Genomic DNA, 16,925 nt, shown 5'->3' with positions numbered 1-16,925 from the left:
CCGTGGGAGAGATCGGCGACAGCCTGCTCCGGGCCGACGAGGAGTCCTTCACCCGCCGGCCGCCCAAGTCCACCCAGGCGCGGGTCCGTTACCTGCTGAGCCAGGTCAAGACCACCCGGGCGGTGGCCGCGCTGCTCGGGGTCAGCATGCGCTCGGTGGAGCGCTATCTGCAGGGCACCCGGAAGCACCCGCCCCGTCCCATCGCCGACCGGCTGGAGGCGGAGGTCCGCCGCCGCTGGCAGCCCCGCGTCCGGGAACGGGCCCGCCGCCGCGCCACCGACACCGGCATCACGGTCGAGACCCGGGCCCGCTTCGGCTACACCGCCGCCCCCGGCTCCACCGACGACGGCCGCGTCCGCCGTGTCACCCAGCACCTCCCGCCCGCGTACGCCGCCCGGCTGCTGGAGGCGCGGGCGGCCGGGGCCGGTGAGACCGAGCTGCGCGGCATCGTCGCCGAAGGGCTCCAGGAGATCTACTTCAAGGACCGCGGCCGCCGCGCCCAGGACCTCCGGGTGGAGTTCACCGACATCGACTACATCGACATCGGCTACGGCTGACGCGGGGCGCCGCCGCCGGACCGGCCGCCGCCACGGTGCCGCCCCACGGCGTGCCGGGACGCAACGCACCACCCTCCGAGCTGCCCGGGCCGCCCGCCCGGTTCAGCCCTGGATGCCGGCGAGCCAGTCGGTCAGCAGGCTGTTGACCTCCTCGGGGCGTTCCTGCTGGATCCAGTGGCCGCAGCCGTCCAGGAGGTGGGAGGCGGACAGGGCGGGGAGGGTGGTGGGGTGGGCGTCGATGGCGTCGGCCATCCAGGTGGTGGAGGCGTCCAGGGCGCCGCCGATGAACAAGGCGGGCTGTTCGACCGGGGCTCCGCGGTGCGGGGCGAGGTCTTCCCAGTCGCGGTCCATGGTGCGGTAGCGGTTGAGGGCGCCGGTCAGGCCGGTACGCTCGAACTCCCCGGCGTAGACGTCGAGGTCCTCCTCGCTCAGCCAGGCCGGCAGGACCCCCGTGGGGAAGCGGTCGCGCAGCCGGCCGCCGCCGCGGGCGACGAAGTGCGGGTCGGGCTCGCCCTCGGCCGGCATGGTGTCGGCGGACAGGGCCGCGTAGAAGCCCGCGAGCCAGCCCCGGACGTCGGGCTCGATCTCCGCCTCGGCGCGGCCGGGTTCCTGGAAGTAGGAGACGTAGAACTCCTGCTCGGGACCGCCGATCCCGCCGAAGACGTCGGTGGGGCGGGGGCCGCCGGGCGGCGCGTAGGGGACGCTCAGCAGGCCGACGGCGCGGAAGACCTCGGGGCGGAGCAGGGCGGAGGCGGCGGCGATGTTGGAGCCCCAGTCGTGGCCGACGACCACCGCGTTCTCCTCGCCGAAGGCGCGGACGACGGCGACGTTGTCCTCCACCAGGTCGAGCATGCGGTAGGCGTCGGTCGCGGCGGGCTTGGAGGAGCGGCCGTAGCCGCGTACGTCGATCGCCACCGCCCGGTACCCGGCCGCGGCGAGGGCCGGGAGCTGGTGGCGCCAGGAGTACCAGGACTCGGGGAAGCCGTGCACGAGCAGAATCAGCGGGCCGGTGCCCTGCTCTGCCAGGTGCAGGCGCCCGGCAGGGGCTGCGACGGTGCGGTGGCGGAGTGCGGCGGCCGGCTCGGATCGCATGGGGGACCTCTCCTCGGTTCGCGGGCGGGCGGCGGGTACCCATCGATCATGCGGCGCGGCGGCCACTCGGCGCGATCAGCGTTGCCATTCCGGCAAGCTTGCAGGACAGGGGTGGTGACGTGGCACGGCGGGAAGGAACGGGGACTGTGGCAGAGGACGATGTGGCCGGGATGCTGGCGGCGGTGGGGCCCCGGCTGCGGGTCGTGCGCGAGCGCCGTGGCGTCACACTCGCCGGTGCCGGCCGCGCGACCGGCATCTCGCCCAGTACGCTGTCGCGGATCGAGACCGGCCGGCGCAAGCCCACCCTGGAGGTGGTGCTGCGGCTGGCGAGGGAATTCGCGGTCTCGCTGGACGAGCTGGCCGGCACCGCACCCGCACCCGCTCCCGCGCCCGCTCCCGCGGCCGAGCGCCGCGGCACGGCGCGGCACGGCTTCGGCGACGACAAGGCGGTGCTGCCGCTGACCCGGTACGTCGGCGGCCTGCACGCCCACAAGCATGTCCTGCCGGCCGTCGAGAGGCCGCCCGGGCGGCCCCGGCAGGTGTCCCACGAGGGCTACGAGTGGCTGTGCGTCCTGTACGGGCGGCTCCGGCTCGCACTCGGTGACCAGGACCTCGTCCTGACTGCCGGGGACGTCGCCGAGTTCGACACCCGCGTCCCCCACGGAGTCGCAAACGCCGGATCCGGCGGACCGGTCGAGTATCTGATCATGTTCGGGCCCCAGGGAGAACGTCTGCGGCCGCGCACCGTGCCAGCGCCCGGGCGTCGCGGGACCGGTGGCGGAAAGGCCGCTGACTGAGCATGGGCGACAAGCCGCGTGCCTCGCGGTGACAACCGCGCTGCTTCGTTCGGCCTCATGCGCTGTCCCATGCGCCACGTCATCCGGCTCTGCCCGTGACAAGCAGCGCGCTTCGGCTCACGGACCGGCCGTCGGCCCGGGGAGGTCAGGGTCCGGTGTCCTCCGGGGCGCCCGGCGCCGGGGGAAAGGCGGTGTCGAGCGCCCGCCGGGCCTCGTCGAGGGTGGCGAGGGCGCGGGGGAAGTCGCCGAGCAGTCCGGCCAGGCGGTCGAGGGCGGGGCACAGGGTGGCGGCGGGGACGCCGCGTGCGGCGAGGATGCCGCCGGTCCAGGTGAGGAAGCCGGTGAAGAGCCGCGGATCGCCGGTGTAGAGCGCGGTGGCGAGGAAGTCGACGATGTGGGCGATGTCCTCGGCGGTGTGCCGCCGCTGGGCGTCCGTGTAGTCCCGCATCGCGGGGATACGGGACTCCAGGCCGGCGAGGGTGTCCCGTACCAGCCGGGGCGCGTCCCGGGTGACGTGGGTGTACTCCTGGTCGGCCAGATGCGGGAGCCGGTCGGCGGGCTGCCGCACCGGGGCCGCCGCCCGGCCGCCCGCGAGCGGACTCTCGGTGAGCCGGGCGGCGGCGGAGCGGGCGTCCGCCGCCCAGGCGTCGGCGCCCAGCAGCCGCGCGTAGCGGCCGTCGGGGCCGAAGGCGGCGCCTCCGGCGAGGACCGGGGTGCCGGCCGCCTGGCAGGCGGTGATCGTGGCGTGCGCCGTGGGGAGGCGGGTGGGGATCGAACTGGACAGGGCCACCGCGTCGGGGCCGGTGAGATGCAGATGCGCGATGAGGTGCGGGGCCGGCACCTGGGCGCCCAGGAAGTCCACCCGCCAGCCGCGCAGCCGCAGTACCTCGGCGAGCAGCCGGGCGGGCAGGGCGTGCCACTCCCCGTTGACGCACGCCACCGTGATCCGGCCCCGGTCCGGCCGTCTGCGGCTCGCCGGGTGGTGGGCGACGGCGGCGACGACGCGGTCGTTGATGGCGGTGGCCGCGTGCTCCTGGGCGACGGTCATGCGGTTGGCGGCCCACTCGCGGCCCACCCGGGCCTGGACGGGGGCGACGCTCTCCAGGAGGAGGCTCTCCGGGTCCGCCCCGGCGTCGAGCGCCGCGAGCACGGCCTCCGTCGCCGCGTCCTCGTCGCCCGCGGAAACGGCCCGCCACAGGAGCTCGGCGACCGGGCCGCCGGCCGGTTCCGGTATCCCGGCGGCCGGGGCGGGGGAAGGCGCGGCGGGGGAGTGGGGGGTGGTCGTCATACGGGATGCCGCTCCTGTGGGGGAAGGTCCGGAAGGGCCCGGCGGGCGGGGGAGGCCGCCGGACCGGGGTGCTGCCGGCGCGGGGCGCCGATCGCCACCACGGCCATGTCGTCGTGGCGGCCCGGGCCGACCCACTCGGCGGCGAGCATCTGGACGCGCTCCACGACCGCCTCGGCCGGCATGCCCGCGCACTCGGCGAGCGCCTCCCTGAGGCGCTGCTCGCCGAACATCTCGTCCCCGAACGGGCCGCCCCTGGCCTCGGTGATGCCGTCGGTGTACAGCAGGCACGTTTCTCCGGGCGCCAGTTCGGTGACGGCCGTGCTCGCGTGCACCTCCGGCAACACCCCGACCAGGCAGCCGCGCGTCGCCGCCTCCTCGACCCGGCCGGCGGCACGGACGATCAGCGGCGCCGGGTGCCCGGCACTGGTCAGCCGGAGCCGCACCCCCGCACCGCTCCGTACGGCAGAAGCCAGCACCAGGGTGGCGAAGCGGTTGCTGCGGGAGCCGAGAAGCGCCCCGTTGAGCAGGTTCAGCAGCCGCACGTGGTCGGTGGCCAGGGGCAGCAGCGCGTGCACCGTGTTGCGGATCTTCCCGGTCAGCGCCGCCGCCTCCAGGCCCTTGCCGCAGACGTCGCCGAGGACGGCCAGGCACTCCTCGTCACCGCCCGTCCCGGGGTGGACGTTGTAGAAGTCGCCGCCGATGCGCTCGCTGTCGTCGGAGGGCCGGTAGCCGCCGGCGAACTCGATGCCGCGCAGCGGCCGGAGCGGGGGCGGCAGCAGCTCCCGCATCAGGACCCGGCTGATCGCCGACTGCTCCGCGTACAGCCGCGCCGCCGACATCGCGGCGCCGGCCCGGGCGGCGAAGATCCGGGCGAGGGTCTCCTCGCTCTCGCTGAACGACGCCCGGTCCGAGCGCCGCACCAGGATCAGCGCCCCCGCGGGGACACCGTGGCCGGGGAGGGGCGTGACGGCCATCGAGCCGACGGGCCCGCCGAAGCCGGGCGGCACCACCCACGCCGGGGCGGCCGCCGGGTCGATCCAGCGGGAGGGCACCGGCGGGAAGCCCCGCAGGGCTTCGCTCAGCCCGGGCACCGAGCCGGCGTCGGCGTGGACGTCCTGGCGGGTGATCCGTCCGCCGGGACCGCAGTACGTCATCGGCAGCCGCCCGTCGAGGGCGGGGGCGACGACGACCGCGGCGTCGGCCAGGTGCCGGGCCGCGAGCTGCGCGGTCACCTCCATGGAACGGCGCGGGTTGAGCGAGGCCAGCAACTGGTTGGAGGCTTCCGCCAGGAACTCGGTGCGCAGGCGTTCCAGGCGGACCGCCTCCTCCGCCTCCTCGGCGCGGCGGCGGTCGGTCAGGTCGGTCAGCCACCACACCACGGCGCCGTCGTCCCGGAGGGAGGGGTACGCCTCCAGAAGACGGTCACCGGCCTCTCCGCGCACGGACTCGCCCGCCCCGTCCGGGGAATCCCCGGGGGAAGCGGTCTCCGCCGCGGCGGCCAGCCGCTGATGGGCCAGCGCCAGCCAGGCCGGCGCGGCCTCCGGCAGCGAGGCCCCCGGCACGGCGGAGGGAAGGAGCGCCGCCGCGCTCTCGTTGGCCTCCCGCACGGTGCCGGCCGGACTCACCACCAGGACCGGTTGCGGGGCACCGCGCCAGGTGCCGCCCACGCCGCGGGCACCGGTGTCCGCGGCGGCACCGGCCGTGCTCTGGGAACAGAGGGAACTCTCCACAACCGCATGGTCCCGCAGCGCGAGGCCACCACCTCTCCGAAGAAGCCGGCAACGTCATCCCTTTCCGCCACCATTCCGCACGGATGCCCCTTGTGGCAATCTCCGCCTTCCGGGCAGGACACTCCCGGGCCGGTACGGCTCGCGCCGCCGGGCGGCCGACGGCGGCCGGGTGATCACCTTCACACCGGGGAGGGCGTGGCGCGGCGGCCCCGGGAGTCCGGATGACGTGACGGCGGTGCGGGTCCCGGCCGGGCGGCCCCGGCCGGGCGGACCGGTCCCGGCCCGCCCGGTGGACCGACTCAGCCGGCGGGCCGGCCGGCCTGCCAGGTGAGCCGGCCCCCGTCCAGATTGACGGCGCGGAATCCCTCCTGGGCGAGGACGCGCAGCGCCGCGTGGCCGCGGAGCCCGCCCTCGCAGAAGACGAGGATCTCCCGGTCCCGGGGGAGCCGGCCGAGGCCGGACCGGAGTTCGTCGAGCGGGATGTTCCGGGCGCCCGGGATGGTGCCCGCCGCGTGCTCCGCGCGGGTGCGGACGTCCAGCAGCAGCGCGCCCGCCGCCAGCCGGCCGTCCACCTCGTGCCACTGCACGGTGGGGCTGGTCCCGTCGGCGAGGTTCCCGGCGATGTAGCCGAGCATGTTGACGGGGTCCTTCGCCGAGCCGAAGGGCGGTGCGTAGGCCAGTTCCAGATCGGCCAGTTCGGGTGCGGTCAGTCCGCCCGCGATGGCCGTCGCCAGCACGTCGACGCGCTTGTCGACGCCTTCCGTCCCCACGGCCTGTGCCCCGAGGATCCGTTCGCCGTCCGGGTCGACCAGGAGCTTCAGCGCCAGGGGCCGCGCGCCCGGGTAGTAGCCGGCGTGCGAGGCGCTGTGCAGGTGCACGGCGCGGTAGGGGCGCCCGGCGGCCCGCAGCCGCTTCTCGTTCCAGCCGGTCGCCGCCGCGGTCAGGCCGAAGACCTTGACGACGGCCGTGCCGGCGGAGGGGCGGGCGCGCACCGGCCGGCCGGCGATGGCGTCGGCCACCAGACGGCCGTGCCGGTTGGCCAGGTTGGCCAGCGGGACGAGGGCCGGTTCACCGCTGAACGCGTCCCGCTTCTCGGCCGCGTCCCCGACCGCGAAGACGTCCGGGTCGGTGGTGCGCTGCGCCCCGTCCACGGCGATGCCGCCGCGGGGGCCGATCTCCAGGCCCGCCGCCTGCGCCAGAGCGGTCTCCGGCCGCACCCCGGCGGCGAACACCACCAGGTCGCCCGGGAGCGTCTCGCCGGTGCCCAGCTCCACCGTGTCCGGCAGGATCTTGGCCACCCGGGCGCCGAGCCGCAGGTCGACGCCTCCGGCGGTGAGTTCGGCCGCCGGCCGGCGGGCCATCTCGGGGTCGAGCGGCGCGAGCACCTGGTCGCTCATCTCCACCAGCGAGACCGCCAGGCCCCGGTGCCGCAGGTTCTCGGCCACCTCCACCCCGATGAAGCCGCCGCCGACCACCACCGCGCTCCGGGCGCCGTCCTCCACCCGGCGCAGCACCCGGTCGGAGTCCTGTACGTCGCGGAGCGTCAGGCCCCGTTCGGCGCCGGGCACCGGCGGTACGACGGGCGTGGCGCCGGGGCTGAGGACGAGGCGGTCCCAGGGCTCGGTGTACTCGCGGCCGTCGCCGAGGTCGCGCACCCGGACGGTCCGGGCCGTCCGGTCGACCGAGAGGACCTCGTGCCGGACGCGGACGTCCAGGGCGAACCGCGCCGCGAGGTCCTCGGGCGTCCGGAGGAACAGATCGGCGCGGTCGGGGATCACTCCGCCGATGTGGTACGGGAGACCGCAGTTGGCGTAGGACACATGCGCGCCGCGTTCCAGGACGACGATCTCCGCCTTCTCGTCGAGACGGCGCAGCCTGGTGGCCGCGGACATCCCGCCCGCGACCCCTCCGACGATGACGACCTTCACGTGAGGCTCCGTTCCCTTCGGGTTTATACCCCTGAGGGTATGAGTCCGGCGGAGAGGGCCAGGGGGCCGAAGGTCCCGGGAGCGGGGAGCGGAACGGTCCAGAGAAAATGGGCCGCCCCCGGGCCGGGCGGGTCCGGGGGCGCGGTCCGCGGCGGCCGGCGGGCCGCTACTGGACCGGGGAGTCCGGGGGCGGGACCCGGTAGCCGCGTTCGCGCTCCACCGCCTCGACGCCGTCGATCGACTCCAGCCCCGGCAGCCGGTCGTCACGGACCGTCCCCGTGAGCGAGCCGAGGTCCGGCAGTTCGGACACCACCTCCAGCCCCGCCTCCCGGAGGGCCCGGACCACCTCGGGAAAGCGCCCGGGATCGATCGCCACGACGACGGGTACGGGCCGCGGCGCGCTCACGGCGCCTGCAGCAGTCCCGCTCCCACGTCGACGGCCGGCAGCGGCAGCCGACGGGCCCCGGCGAGCAGGAACGACTTCAGTTCCGCGGCCGACGCGCCCGGGGCCGCCTCGGCGAACAGGGCGATGGCGCCGGCCACATGGGGCGTGGCCATGCTGGTGCCCCGCAGCCGCCGGTGGCCGGGGGCCTGCGGCCAGGAGGAGAGCACGTCCACACCGGGAGCGGCGATGTCGATCTGGCCGCCGTCGGGGTTGAGCCCGGCGTTGGAGAACGACGCGACCGCGAACCCGCTGTCGAGCGCCCCGACGCCGAGGACCGAGGGGCAGTTCGCCGGATGCCCGACGGGCTCGACGGCGTGCGGGCGTTCGCTCTCGTTGCCCGCCGCCGCGACGACCAGGGTCCCGGCCCGCATCAGGCGCCGGGCGATCTGCTCGTACACCCGCGAGGGGCGCTCGCCCGGTCCGACCGGGGAGCCGAGCGACATGGAGATGACCCGGCAGCCCTGGCCGAAGGCCCAGTTCATGCCCGCCAGGATCTGGGTGTCGGTGCCGCCGCCCCCGTCGCCCAGCACCTTCCCGGCGTAGATCTCCGCCTCACAGGCCACGCCGTAGCGGGGCGCCCCGCCCGGCGTCCGCGGCCCGCAGGAGGTGCCCACGCAGTGGGTGCCGTGGCCGTGGCCGTCCTGCACGGCCTGGCCGGGGACGAAGGAGGCCGCCCCCTCCAGGCGCGCGGTCAGATCGGGATGGCCGGTGTCCACGCCGGTGTCCAGGACGGCCACCCGGACCCCCTGGCCCGAGAAGGCGGACCGCGGCACGCCCGCCGCCTGCAGGCCCCAGGTCACCAGGGACTCGTCGAAGCCGGCGGGCCCGGGCTCCCGGACGGCCGCGGTGTCGATGCGCTCCAGCGCGTGCTGGACGAGCTCCTCGACCCCGTCGTGGTAGCCGCGCAGATAGTCGGCCGTCACGGTCTCGGCCCGGGACTCCGTCAACTGCGAGGCCCAGAGCACCCGTTCCCGCTCCACGGCGAGAACGGCCGGTTCGTCCCGGGCGGTCTCCATGACCGCCCGCCGCTGGTCGGGCGCGGCCTGGACGACCGCGACCCCGAGGTCCTCGAACACGACCGACCCGGCCTGCTCCAGCACCTCCGCCGTGCTCTCCGTCACGTCGGGGCGTATCCGCTCCGCCGGTTCGGTGCCGGCCCGGGACCGCAGGGTCGCCATGCCCTCCTCCTGCGCCCCGGGGGCCAGGAGGACGAGGAATCGGTCGGTGTACTCCCCGGCGGTCTTGGAGATGCCCGCGTCGGCCAGGTCCGGCCGGCCGCGGTGCCCGCGGCCGCCCGCTGTCTCATGGTGGTTCATGGCTGCTCCGGTTCGTGCCCCCCGGCAGGGATGGTCGGTGCGCACCGGCCCCGGGGACGCCGTCGGACCGGCGCCGCCGGACCCGTACCGCCGGCCCGTACCGCCCTCGCGCCGCCGTGCGGCACGGGCGGCCCCCACCGGCCCGGCCGGTGCTCCTTCCACCGTCCCGCCGCCGTCCGCCCGGTGCAAACGGGGCCCGGGAGCCCCGTCCGCGCGCCGGGCGCGGAGGCGCGGCCCCGGCCCCGCACAGCGGGACGGCGACCCGCCCCGGCTACTCCATACGGGTGAGGGAGCGGGTGGGCGGGCGGCCGGTGCCCCTCCCCGCCGGACCCGGTGGGGGGCCGGGCCCCGGCGTGGTGGCGGTGCGGCCCCGCGGGGAGGCGGGACCGCCCGCGGGGCCGGACAATCGGGTGAAACGGGGGCGACATCACCTGCCATGTGCCCCACCGGGGCGGTGAGGAGGCGGCCGTGGTCACCGCCGAGTACGTGTCCCAGCTCAGCGCCGCGGGGTCCCGCTACGCGGGACGTGCGGAGGAACGGACCGAGACGGCCCGGAAACTCGACAGCCGCGGCGTGCTCCACACCGACGAGCCGTCGCGGGTCACCCGGCGCCTGGAGCGGCTCGGGGCCGACTGGTCGCTGGCGGCCGCCATGGAGCGGACACCGCCGCTGGCCTCGACCGGAGCCAGCCTCGACGGTGCGGTGGCCCCCGAGCACTTCGGTGCCGGCGTGCTGGGCCTGGAGCGGCTCATGGGGCGGAACGACCTCATCGACGTCGGCTTCCTCGAAGCGGGCTGGCTGGCCTCCCGGTCGGTCGGCCGGGTGGTCGTCCGGGGACGCGGCGCCCACTACGGCACCGGCTTCCTGGTGTCGCCGTCCCTGCTGCTGACCAACAACCACGTCCTGCGCGACCAGGAGGAGGCCGGGCGGGGCGTGGTCGAGTTCAACTTCCAGACGGGCGCGGACGGAACCGCGCCGGACCCGGTGGCCTTCTGCCTCGAACCCTCCCGGTTCTTCGCGACCGACCGGGACCTGGACTTCACCGTGGTCGCCGTCGCCGCGCGCTCCACCGAGGGCAAACCCCTGTCGGCGTTCGGGATGCTGCCGCTGGACGAGGCCCAGGGCAAGGCGATCCTCGGCGAGATGGTGAACATCGTCCAGCACCCGAACGGCGAGCCGAAGCAGCTCGCGCTGCGGGAGAACAGGGTCATGGACCTGCTGGAGACGTTCGTCCACTACGAGACCGACACCGCGCCCGGTTCCTCGGGCTCGCCGGTCTTCAACGACCAGTGGGAGGTGGTGGCGCTGCACCACTCCGCCGTCCCGCTCACCGACGGCGACGGCCACTACCTCGCCCTCGACGGCACCCGCTGGACCCCGGAGACGGGAGAGCAGAACCTGGCCTGGAAGGCCAACGAGGGCGTCCGCGTGAGCCGCGTGGTGCAGGCGCTGCGGGACCTGCCACTGACCGGCGTCCCCGACGCGCTCCGGGCGGAACTGCTGGAGGCCGCCACCACGCGGCTCCCGGCCGGCGCCCCCTTCCCGGCCGCGCCCCCGTTCCCCTCCGCCGCCTCCTCCGCCCCCGCGTGGACGCCGGCGGAGACGCGGACGGCGGGGGAGCCGCAGACGGAGACGGCGGCGGAGACGGCCGGGGGCGCCGGCACCCCGGGCCCCGTACCGTCCGGCACCCCGGGCGTCACCACCGGGTGGACCGTCCCGCTGCGGCTCGACCTGACCGTCGTTCCGGGAACGGCCCCGGCCGCGGGCCCGGCGGCCGTCCCGCCGGCCGCGGCCCCCGCCGCGGCGGGGGCCCCGCCCGTCCCCGGCCCGGAGCACCCTCACCCGGTGCGCGCCGCCGGGCGTGCGCCGGCCGCCGCCGGGCTGGGCGCGGCGCTCGTCGACCTGGAGGCCGGAACCTCCCGCCCGTACTACGACCGCGCGGCCGACGAGATCGCGCGGGAGACGTACTACGCCGCCGTGCGCGAGTCCATGTCCGGCGCATCCCCCGCCGAACTGCGTTCCCTGCTCGCGGAGTTGCTGGAGAGCAGCCATCTGCGGCGCCCCGCCTACCAGCCCATGCGGCTGGTCTACCCCTGGGTGGACCTGCACCCCGACCGGCGGCTGCGCAGCCTCTACTCCGGCAAGAGCTTCGACCCCGTGGAGTTCATCCGCGCCGACGCCGCCGCCGAGGCCGCGCGGGCCGCCCGCTGGCAGGAGTTCCTGCTCCGCGAGAGCGCCCCCGGGCCGGGCGCGCTGGCGGCCGAGTCCGCCGCGCTGGAGGCGGCGCTCCCGTACAACTGCGAACACGTCGTCCCGCAGTCCTGGTTCGGGCGCCGCGAGCCCATGCGCGGCGATCTGCACCACCTGTTCGCCTGTGAGACGGGGTGCAACAGCTTCCGCGGCAACTTCCCGTACGCCGACTTCCCGGACTTCGGCGAGGCCCTGCGTCACGACTGCGGCCGGCGGGAACAGGAGCGGGGGTTTGAACCGTCCGCGGGCAAGGGCGCGGCCGCCCGGGCCACCCTGTACTTCCTGCTCCGCTACCCCGGCTACGTCGGCGACGCCGCCCGCGAACTCACCCCCGGGCGGCTGGAACTGCTGCTGGCCTGGCACGAGGCGGACCCGGCCGGAGAGTGGGAACTGCACCGCAACGCCGCCATCGGCGAGATCCAGGGCAACCGCAACCCGCTGATCGACCACCCGGGCTGGGCCCGCGCCGTCGACTACTCCGCGGCCTGGGCCTGAGCGGCCGCCTCAGCCCTCCGCCCCCGGCGCCCGAGAGGTCTCCCGGCCGGTGGTGAGAGCCGGCCGTCCGCCGGTGTCCGCCACGACGTTGCCGCCGGAGAGCACCACCCCCACCGGGCCCGGGGCCGGCCGGACCCGGCCCGACAGCACGGCCGCCAGGGCCAGCGCGCCACTGGGCTCGGCGGTCTGCCGGTACTCCCGGGCGTAGACGCCGACGGCCCGCCGGATGTCCTCGTCGGCGACGGTGACGCGCTCGTCGAGGAGCCGGGCCGCGAGCTCTCCGGCCATCGGGTCCGGGTCGGCGCTGTCCAGCGCCCGCGCCTGCCGCGATCCGGCGGTGCCCGCGGCGATCCGGTGCTGCGGCGCGCTGCTCACCGTGAGGGACCGCGCCGGCGCCACCCCGACGACCCTGACGCCGCGCCGGCGGCCGCGGGCGACCAGGGCCGAGCCCGCGGCGAGGGAACCGCTGCCGAGCGGCAGGATCAGCGTGGCCAGATCGGGCACTTGGCGCAGCATCTCCCAGGCGACCGTGCCCGCCCCGATGACGGCGTGCCGGCCGCCGGGCCGGACCACGGTGAGCCGGTGCCGGCCGGCCTGCTCGGCCAGCACCGCCTCGCCCGCCCCCGGCGAGCCGGCCGGATGGAAGACCGGGCGCGCGCCGCACGCCAGCAGGTCGCGGACCAGCGAGGCGGGGACGTCGTCGGGCACCACGGCCGTGACCGGCACACCGTAGCGCCGGCCGGCCCAGCCCAGGGCGCGGACGAAGTTGGCGCGGCCCCGGCCGATCACCCCCCGGTCCAGCCGGTGCTGCGGCAGGCCGGCCAGCAGCCGGATCAGACCGCGGACCTTGAAGGAGCCGCCCGGCTGGCGGCTCTCCAGTTTGACGAACAGCCGCCGCCCCAGGCGCTGGTCGACCTCGGGACAGTGGTGGACCGGGGTGCCTCCCGCGAACAGGCTGAGCACGGGGAGGGTGGCCTCGATGTCGTGGACGGTGGGTGTCACCGGGTGCTCCGATCGGGTCGCCGCAGGCAGGGAAGACCGTGGAACGGGGGGTGCGCGAACAGCCGTTGCCGGTTCGAGGGGCCTCATTCTGTCGGAGACCCTCGTCCCGCAAGGCTCATCCTGATAATTTCATCTTGATGTATCCGGCGCGGCGAGGCGCCGGCCGCCCTCCCGTTGCGGCGGCCCGTCCTCGCGCGGAGCGCAAGGGGGGTGACGGATGGCCAGAGTCCGTTCCATGAGCACGCCGACCGTCCGCCTGGTCATCCTCGGCAAGCGGCTGAAGGACCTGCGGACGGCGGCCGGCAAGTCCTACGGGGACGCCGCCGGAGTGCTCGGCGTCAGCGAACTGACGATCCGCCGGATGGAGAAGGGCGAGGTCGGACTCAAGATCCCGTACGTCCGGAACCTGCTCACCGAGTACGGCGTGAGCGGGCAGCGGGAGATCGACGACTTCCTGGCCCTGGTCGAGGCCGCCAACCGGCCCGGCTGGTGGCACCGCTACCGGGACGCGCTGCCCCCGTGGTTCAAGACCTATGTGGCGCTGGAAGAGGAAGCCGGCGTCATCCGCGCCTATGAACCGAACTTCATCCCCGGCCTGCTGCAGACCGAGGAGTACGCGCGGACCGTGCTCCGCGCCGGCCTCGGCAGGGGGGCCGAGGAGGAGGCCGAACGCCGCGTCGCCTTCCGCATGGAGCGGCAGAAACTGCTGACCCGGCCGGACGCCCCGCGGCTCTGGGTGATCATGGACGAGACGGTGCTGCGGCGCCCCATCGCCCCGCCCGGGGTCATGCGGGCCCAGATCGAGCACCTCCTCGAGGTCTCCGCGGCGCCCAACATCGCCCTCCAGCTGATGCCGTTCGCCCTCGGCCTGCACCCGGCGATGTACGGCCCCTTCCACATCTTCCGTTTTCCGCAGCCCGAGTTGCAGGACATCGTCTACCTCGAGAACCTCATCGGCGCCGTGTACCTCGACGAGTACGACGACGTCTCCGCCTTCGCCGAGGTCATGGACCGGATGGGCGCCCAGGCCCTGCCGGTACGGCGCACCGCGGCGGCACTCGACGCCATGCGCAAGGAGATCTGAACCATGGACCGCGTCTACAGCGCAGCCCGGGAACTCGGGCAGGACGGCTGGCTCAAGCCCTGGAGCGGCGACAACGGCGGAAGCTGTGTCGAGGCGCTGGAACTGGGCGACGGCCGGATCGCCGTCCGCCAGTCCGAGGACCCCGACGGCCCCGCGCTGCTCTTCACCCTGCCGGAGATCGAGGCCTTCGCCCGGGGCTGGCCGGCCGGCAAGGCGCAGTTGCTGTCCTCCTGACCGAACCCGGTTCCGCGGGTGTGACCGACGCGCCGTCGACCGGCGCCGTGAACGAAAGGGCACCGCATGTCGGACGACATGAGCTGGACGCAACGGAATCCGGAGTACGTGCCGCCGGAGATCGACACCACCCGGCCCAGCATCGCCCGGGTCTACGACGCCATTCTCGGGGGCAAGGACAACTACCCGGTGGACCGCGCCGTGGCGGAGGAACTGAACGAGGCGTTCCCCGACGGCGGCGCCGGAGCCCGGCTCAACCGGGCGATGCACGGGCGCGTGGTGCGCCACCTGGCCGGGATGGGCGTCGACCAGTTCCTCGACCTGGGATCGGGCCTGCCCACGGCGCCGAACACCCACGAGGTGGCGCAGTCGGTGAACCCGGCGGCGAAGGTGGTCTACGTCGACAACGACCCGATCGTGCACGCCCACGGCCGCGCCCTGCTCGCCGACGACCACCGGACCGTCGTGGTCGACGCCGACGTCCGCGAACCGGACAAGGTGCTCACCCATCCCGAGGTCACCGCGGCCCTCGACCTGGAGCGCCCGCTCGGGCTGATCCTCCACGCGGTGATCCACCACATCGTCGACGCCTACGATCCGCGGGGCGTCGTCGAGACCTACAAGAAGGCCATCGCGCCCGGCAGCTACATGTCGCTGACGCACTTCACCTCCTCCACCGCCGCCGCCCGGGGCCTGCAGTCGGTCCTGATGAAGGCCCTCGGCACCGGGCAGCTCCGCAGCCTGGTGGAGATCGCCGGCTTCTTCGGCGGACTGGACCTGGTCGAGCCCGGACTCGTCTACCTGCCCTACTGGCGGCCCGACGGGCCGGTGACCGCACCGCTGGACATCGCCGGTCTGCTGACCTGCGGCGGGGTGGGGCGCAAGCCGACCGACTGACGGCGGTGGCGCGCCGTCGCGGTGAGCGCCCCGGATGCGGCCCGGCCCCCGGGACCGGATGCTGGAGACCGAGGAGGTTCCGGCATGAGCGGGAAGCAGCGCGACCGGGGCGGGCGGACACCGGCGGTGGACCGGCCCACGGCGGACGGTGCCGTTCCGCGGGCCCGTGCGGACGAGCTCGCCGCCCGGCTGCGGGGACGGCTGCTCCGTCCCGGCGACCCGGACTACGAGCCCGCGCGGGAACTGTGGAACGGCATGATCGACAAGCACCCGGCGCTGGTGGCCCGCTGCCGGGGCGAGGAGGACGTGGCCGCCGCGGTGGACTTCGCCCGGGACCTGGGGCTGCCGCTCGCGGTCCGCGGCGGCGGTCACGGCGTGGCCGGACAGGCCCTCTGCGACGGCGGGCTGGTGATCGACCTGTCGGAGATGACGGAGGTCACCGTCGACCCGGACGCGCGCACGGCCCGGGCCGGGGGCGGCTGCACCCTCGCCGACGTCGACCGCGCGACGCAGCGGCACGGCCTGGCCACCCCGCTGGGGGTGGTGTCCGCCACGGGCATCGCCGGGCTGACGCTGTCCGGGGGGATGGGCTGGCTGCGCCGCTCCCACGGGCTGAGCTGCGACAACCTGCTGTCGGCACGGGTCGTCACCGCCGACGGACGCGTCCTGACCGCCCGCGAGGAGGAGAACGCGGACCTCTTCTGGGCGATCCGGGGCGGCGGGGGCAATTTCGGCGTCGTCGCGTCCTTCGAGTACCGGCTGCACCCCGTGGGGCCGGAGGTCTACTTCTGCAACGTCTACTTCCCCGCGGACCGGGCCCGGGAGGTGCTGCGGGACTGCGAGCGGTGCCTGGCGGAGACCCCTGTCCCGGCCGGTCCGATCGGGGTCCTCGGACGGATCCCGGAGGCCCCGGAGTTCCCGCCCGGTTCGTACGGGCAGCCGTTCGTGGCGCTGCTGGCCCTCCACCCCGGCGACCCGGCGGCGGGGGAGCGCGCCCTGCTGCCGTTCCGGGACATCGCCGAGCCGATCGCCGACCTCAGCGGCGTGCTGCCCTACACCGGGGCGCAGTCGGTCCTCGACGAGGAGTACCCGGACGGCCGGCGGTACTACTGGAAGTCCGTGTACGCGGACGGACTCGGTGACGAGCTGATCGACCGCCTGACCGCCCATGCCGCGGCGGCACCGTCGGCGGACTCGACCATCGACATCTGGTACCAGGGCGGCGCGATGGCCCGGGTGGGGGAGCAGGAGACCGCCTTCGCCAACCGGAGCTCCCCCTATCTGTTCGGCGTCGAGGGGAACTGGACGGCCGCGGACGACTCGGCCGCGAACGTGGCCTGGGTCCGGGACACCGTGGCGGACCTGCGCTCGTACTCCGGCGGCGGCACCTATCTCAACTTCCCCGGCTTCCTGGAGGAGGGCGAGCAGCTGATGCGCGAGGGCTACGGCAGGAACTACGAACGCCTGGCGCGGATCAAGGCGGCGTACGACCCGGACAACCTCTTCCGGCTCAACGCCAACATCCGGCCGCGCGGCTGAGGCGCGGGGAAGCGGGTCGCCGGACCGTCCGGGCGCGGTACAGCGGCAGGCGGGGGACTGCCCGGCGGCGTCCGGCCGCTCTTCGCCCGCTCCGCCCGCTCCGCGCCGCGAGGCGCCGGAGAACCCCCGTGGCCCGGCACGTGAAGCGGCCCGGGGGCAGCGCCCCCGGCCCGGGGCTTAGAAACGGCGGTCCGTGTTAAATACAAAAAGCATTGGGTTTATCCTCCTTGCCGAAGCACGGCGCTTGCCGCGCCCGGGATCTCCCGAGGAG

The 16,925-nt window shown here is 75.4% G+C and carries 14 protein-coding genes; 7 read left to right on the top strand and 7 right to left on the bottom strand.

Features of this window, described 5'->3' with window-relative positions; all coding sequences use genetic code 11:
• The first annotated feature begins 2 nt into the window (after nucleotides 1–2).
• Nucleotides 3–557 carry an XRE family transcriptional regulator gene (locus tag LIX60_RS00165; RefSeq protein WP_227956617.1) on the top strand — a complete coding sequence of 185 codons (555 nt, stop codon included), beginning with the start codon at nucleotides 3–5 and terminating at the stop codon, nucleotides 555–557.
• 102 nt (nucleotides 558–659) lie between these two features.
• Here LIX60_RS00165 and LIX60_RS00160 read toward each other — a convergent pair whose 3' ends face one another.
• The gene (locus LIX60_RS00160) at nucleotides 660–1,649 is read right to left on the bottom strand and encodes an alpha/beta fold hydrolase (protein ID WP_227956616.1); all 990 of its coding nucleotides are present in this window, start codon (nucleotides 1,647–1,649) and stop codon (nucleotides 660–662) included.
• 146 nt (nucleotides 1,650–1,795) lie between these two features.
• Here LIX60_RS00160 and LIX60_RS00155 point away from each other — a divergent pair, with 146 nt between their 5' ends.
• Nucleotides 1,796–2,446: a helix-turn-helix domain-containing protein gene (locus LIX60_RS00155; RefSeq protein WP_227956615.1), complete on the top strand. Its 651-nt coding sequence runs from the start codon at nucleotides 1,796–1,798 to the stop codon at nucleotides 2,444–2,446.
• Nucleotides 2,447–2,591: 145 nt separating this feature from the next.
• Here the strand turns inward: LIX60_RS00155 and LIX60_RS00150 are convergent, their stop codons facing one another.
• The 5 genes from LIX60_RS00150 to LIX60_RS00130 all read right to left on the bottom strand — a co-directional run bounded on the left by LIX60_RS00150 (nucleotide 2,592) and on the right by LIX60_RS00130 (nucleotide 9,153).
• Nucleotides 2,592–3,734 carry a B12-binding domain-containing protein gene (locus tag LIX60_RS00150; RefSeq protein ID WP_227956614.1) on the bottom strand — a complete coding sequence of 381 codons (1,143 nt, stop codon included), beginning with the start codon at nucleotides 3,732–3,734 and terminating at the stop codon, nucleotides 2,592–2,594.
• Nucleotides 3,731–5,464, bottom strand: a complete 1,734-nt coding sequence (locus LIX60_RS00145; protein ID WP_374117765.1) for a PP2C family protein-serine/threonine phosphatase — start codon at nucleotides 5,462–5,464, stop codon at nucleotides 3,731–3,733. Before LIX60_RS00145 ends, LIX60_RS00150 begins: the two co-directional genes overlap by 4 nt.
• Before the next feature lie 299 nt (nucleotides 5,465–5,763).
• On the bottom strand, nucleotides 5,764–7,392 hold the full coding sequence (locus tag LIX60_RS00140) for an FAD-dependent oxidoreductase (protein ID WP_227956613.1): 1,629 nt from the start codon (nucleotides 7,390–7,392) through the stop codon (nucleotides 5,764–5,766).
• A 166-nt stretch (nucleotides 7,393–7,558) separates the two neighbouring features.
• Nucleotides 7,559–7,798 carry a hypothetical protein gene (locus tag LIX60_RS00135; RefSeq protein ID WP_227956612.1) on the bottom strand — a complete coding sequence of 80 codons (240 nt, stop codon included), beginning with the start codon at nucleotides 7,796–7,798 and terminating at the stop codon, nucleotides 7,559–7,561.
• Complete coding sequence (locus tag LIX60_RS00130) at nucleotides 7,795–9,153, bottom strand: S8 family serine peptidase (RefSeq protein WP_227956611.1); 1,359 nt, start codon at nucleotides 9,151–9,153, stop codon at nucleotides 7,795–7,797. Before LIX60_RS00130 ends, LIX60_RS00135 begins: the two co-directional genes overlap by 4 nt.
• Nucleotides 9,154–9,621: 468 nt before the next feature.
• On the opposite strand from LIX60_RS00130, the gene LIX60_RS00125 reads away from it, so the two are divergent.
• The gene (locus LIX60_RS00125) at nucleotides 9,622–11,898 is read left to right on the top strand and encodes an endonuclease (RefSeq protein WP_227956610.1); all 2,277 of its coding nucleotides are present in this window, start codon (nucleotides 9,622–9,624) and stop codon (nucleotides 11,896–11,898) included.
• Nucleotides 11,899–11,907: 9 nt separating this feature from the next.
• On the opposite strand, the gene LIX60_RS00120 is transcribed toward LIX60_RS00125, so the two are convergent.
• Nucleotides 11,908–12,900: a pyridoxal-phosphate dependent enzyme gene (locus LIX60_RS00120; protein ID WP_227956609.1), complete on the bottom strand. Its 993-nt coding sequence runs from the start codon at nucleotides 12,898–12,900 to the stop codon at nucleotides 11,908–11,910.
• A gap of 217 nt (nucleotides 12,901–13,117) precedes the next feature.
• Between LIX60_RS00120 and LIX60_RS00115 the strand changes: the two genes are divergently transcribed.
• From LIX60_RS00115 to LIX60_RS31340, 4 genes are all read left to right on the top strand, one after another.
• Entirely contained in the window at nucleotides 13,118–13,984 is an 867-nt protein-coding gene (locus LIX60_RS00115) for a helix-turn-helix transcriptional regulator (protein WP_227956608.1), read from the top strand.
• A 3-nt stretch (nucleotides 13,985–13,987) separates the two neighbouring features.
• Nucleotides 13,988–14,218: a DUF397 domain-containing protein gene (locus tag LIX60_RS00110; protein WP_019708414.1), complete on the top strand. Its 231-nt coding sequence runs from the start codon at nucleotides 13,988–13,990 to the stop codon at nucleotides 14,216–14,218.
• A 66-nt stretch (nucleotides 14,219–14,284) separates the two neighbouring features.
• A complete protein-coding gene (locus tag LIX60_RS00105; protein WP_227956607.1) occupies nucleotides 14,285–15,115 on the top strand; it encodes an SAM-dependent methyltransferase in 831 nt (276 codons plus the stop codon).
• An 84-nt stretch (nucleotides 15,116–15,199) separates the two neighbouring features.
• A complete protein-coding gene (locus LIX60_RS31340; protein ID WP_265584771.1) occupies nucleotides 15,200–16,654 on the top strand; it encodes an FAD-binding oxidoreductase in 1,455 nt (484 codons plus the stop codon).
• Nucleotides 16,655–16,925 lie beyond the last annotated feature (271 nt).

Source organism: Streptomyces sp. S07_1.15, assembly GCF_020739505.1.
Classification (GTDB): domain Bacteria; phylum Actinomycetota; class Actinomycetes; order Streptomycetales; family Streptomycetaceae; genus Streptomyces; species Streptomyces xinghaiensis.
The sequence above is the reverse complement of the archived record's forward strand: the minus strand, read 5'-3'. Positions and strand labels throughout refer to the sequence as shown.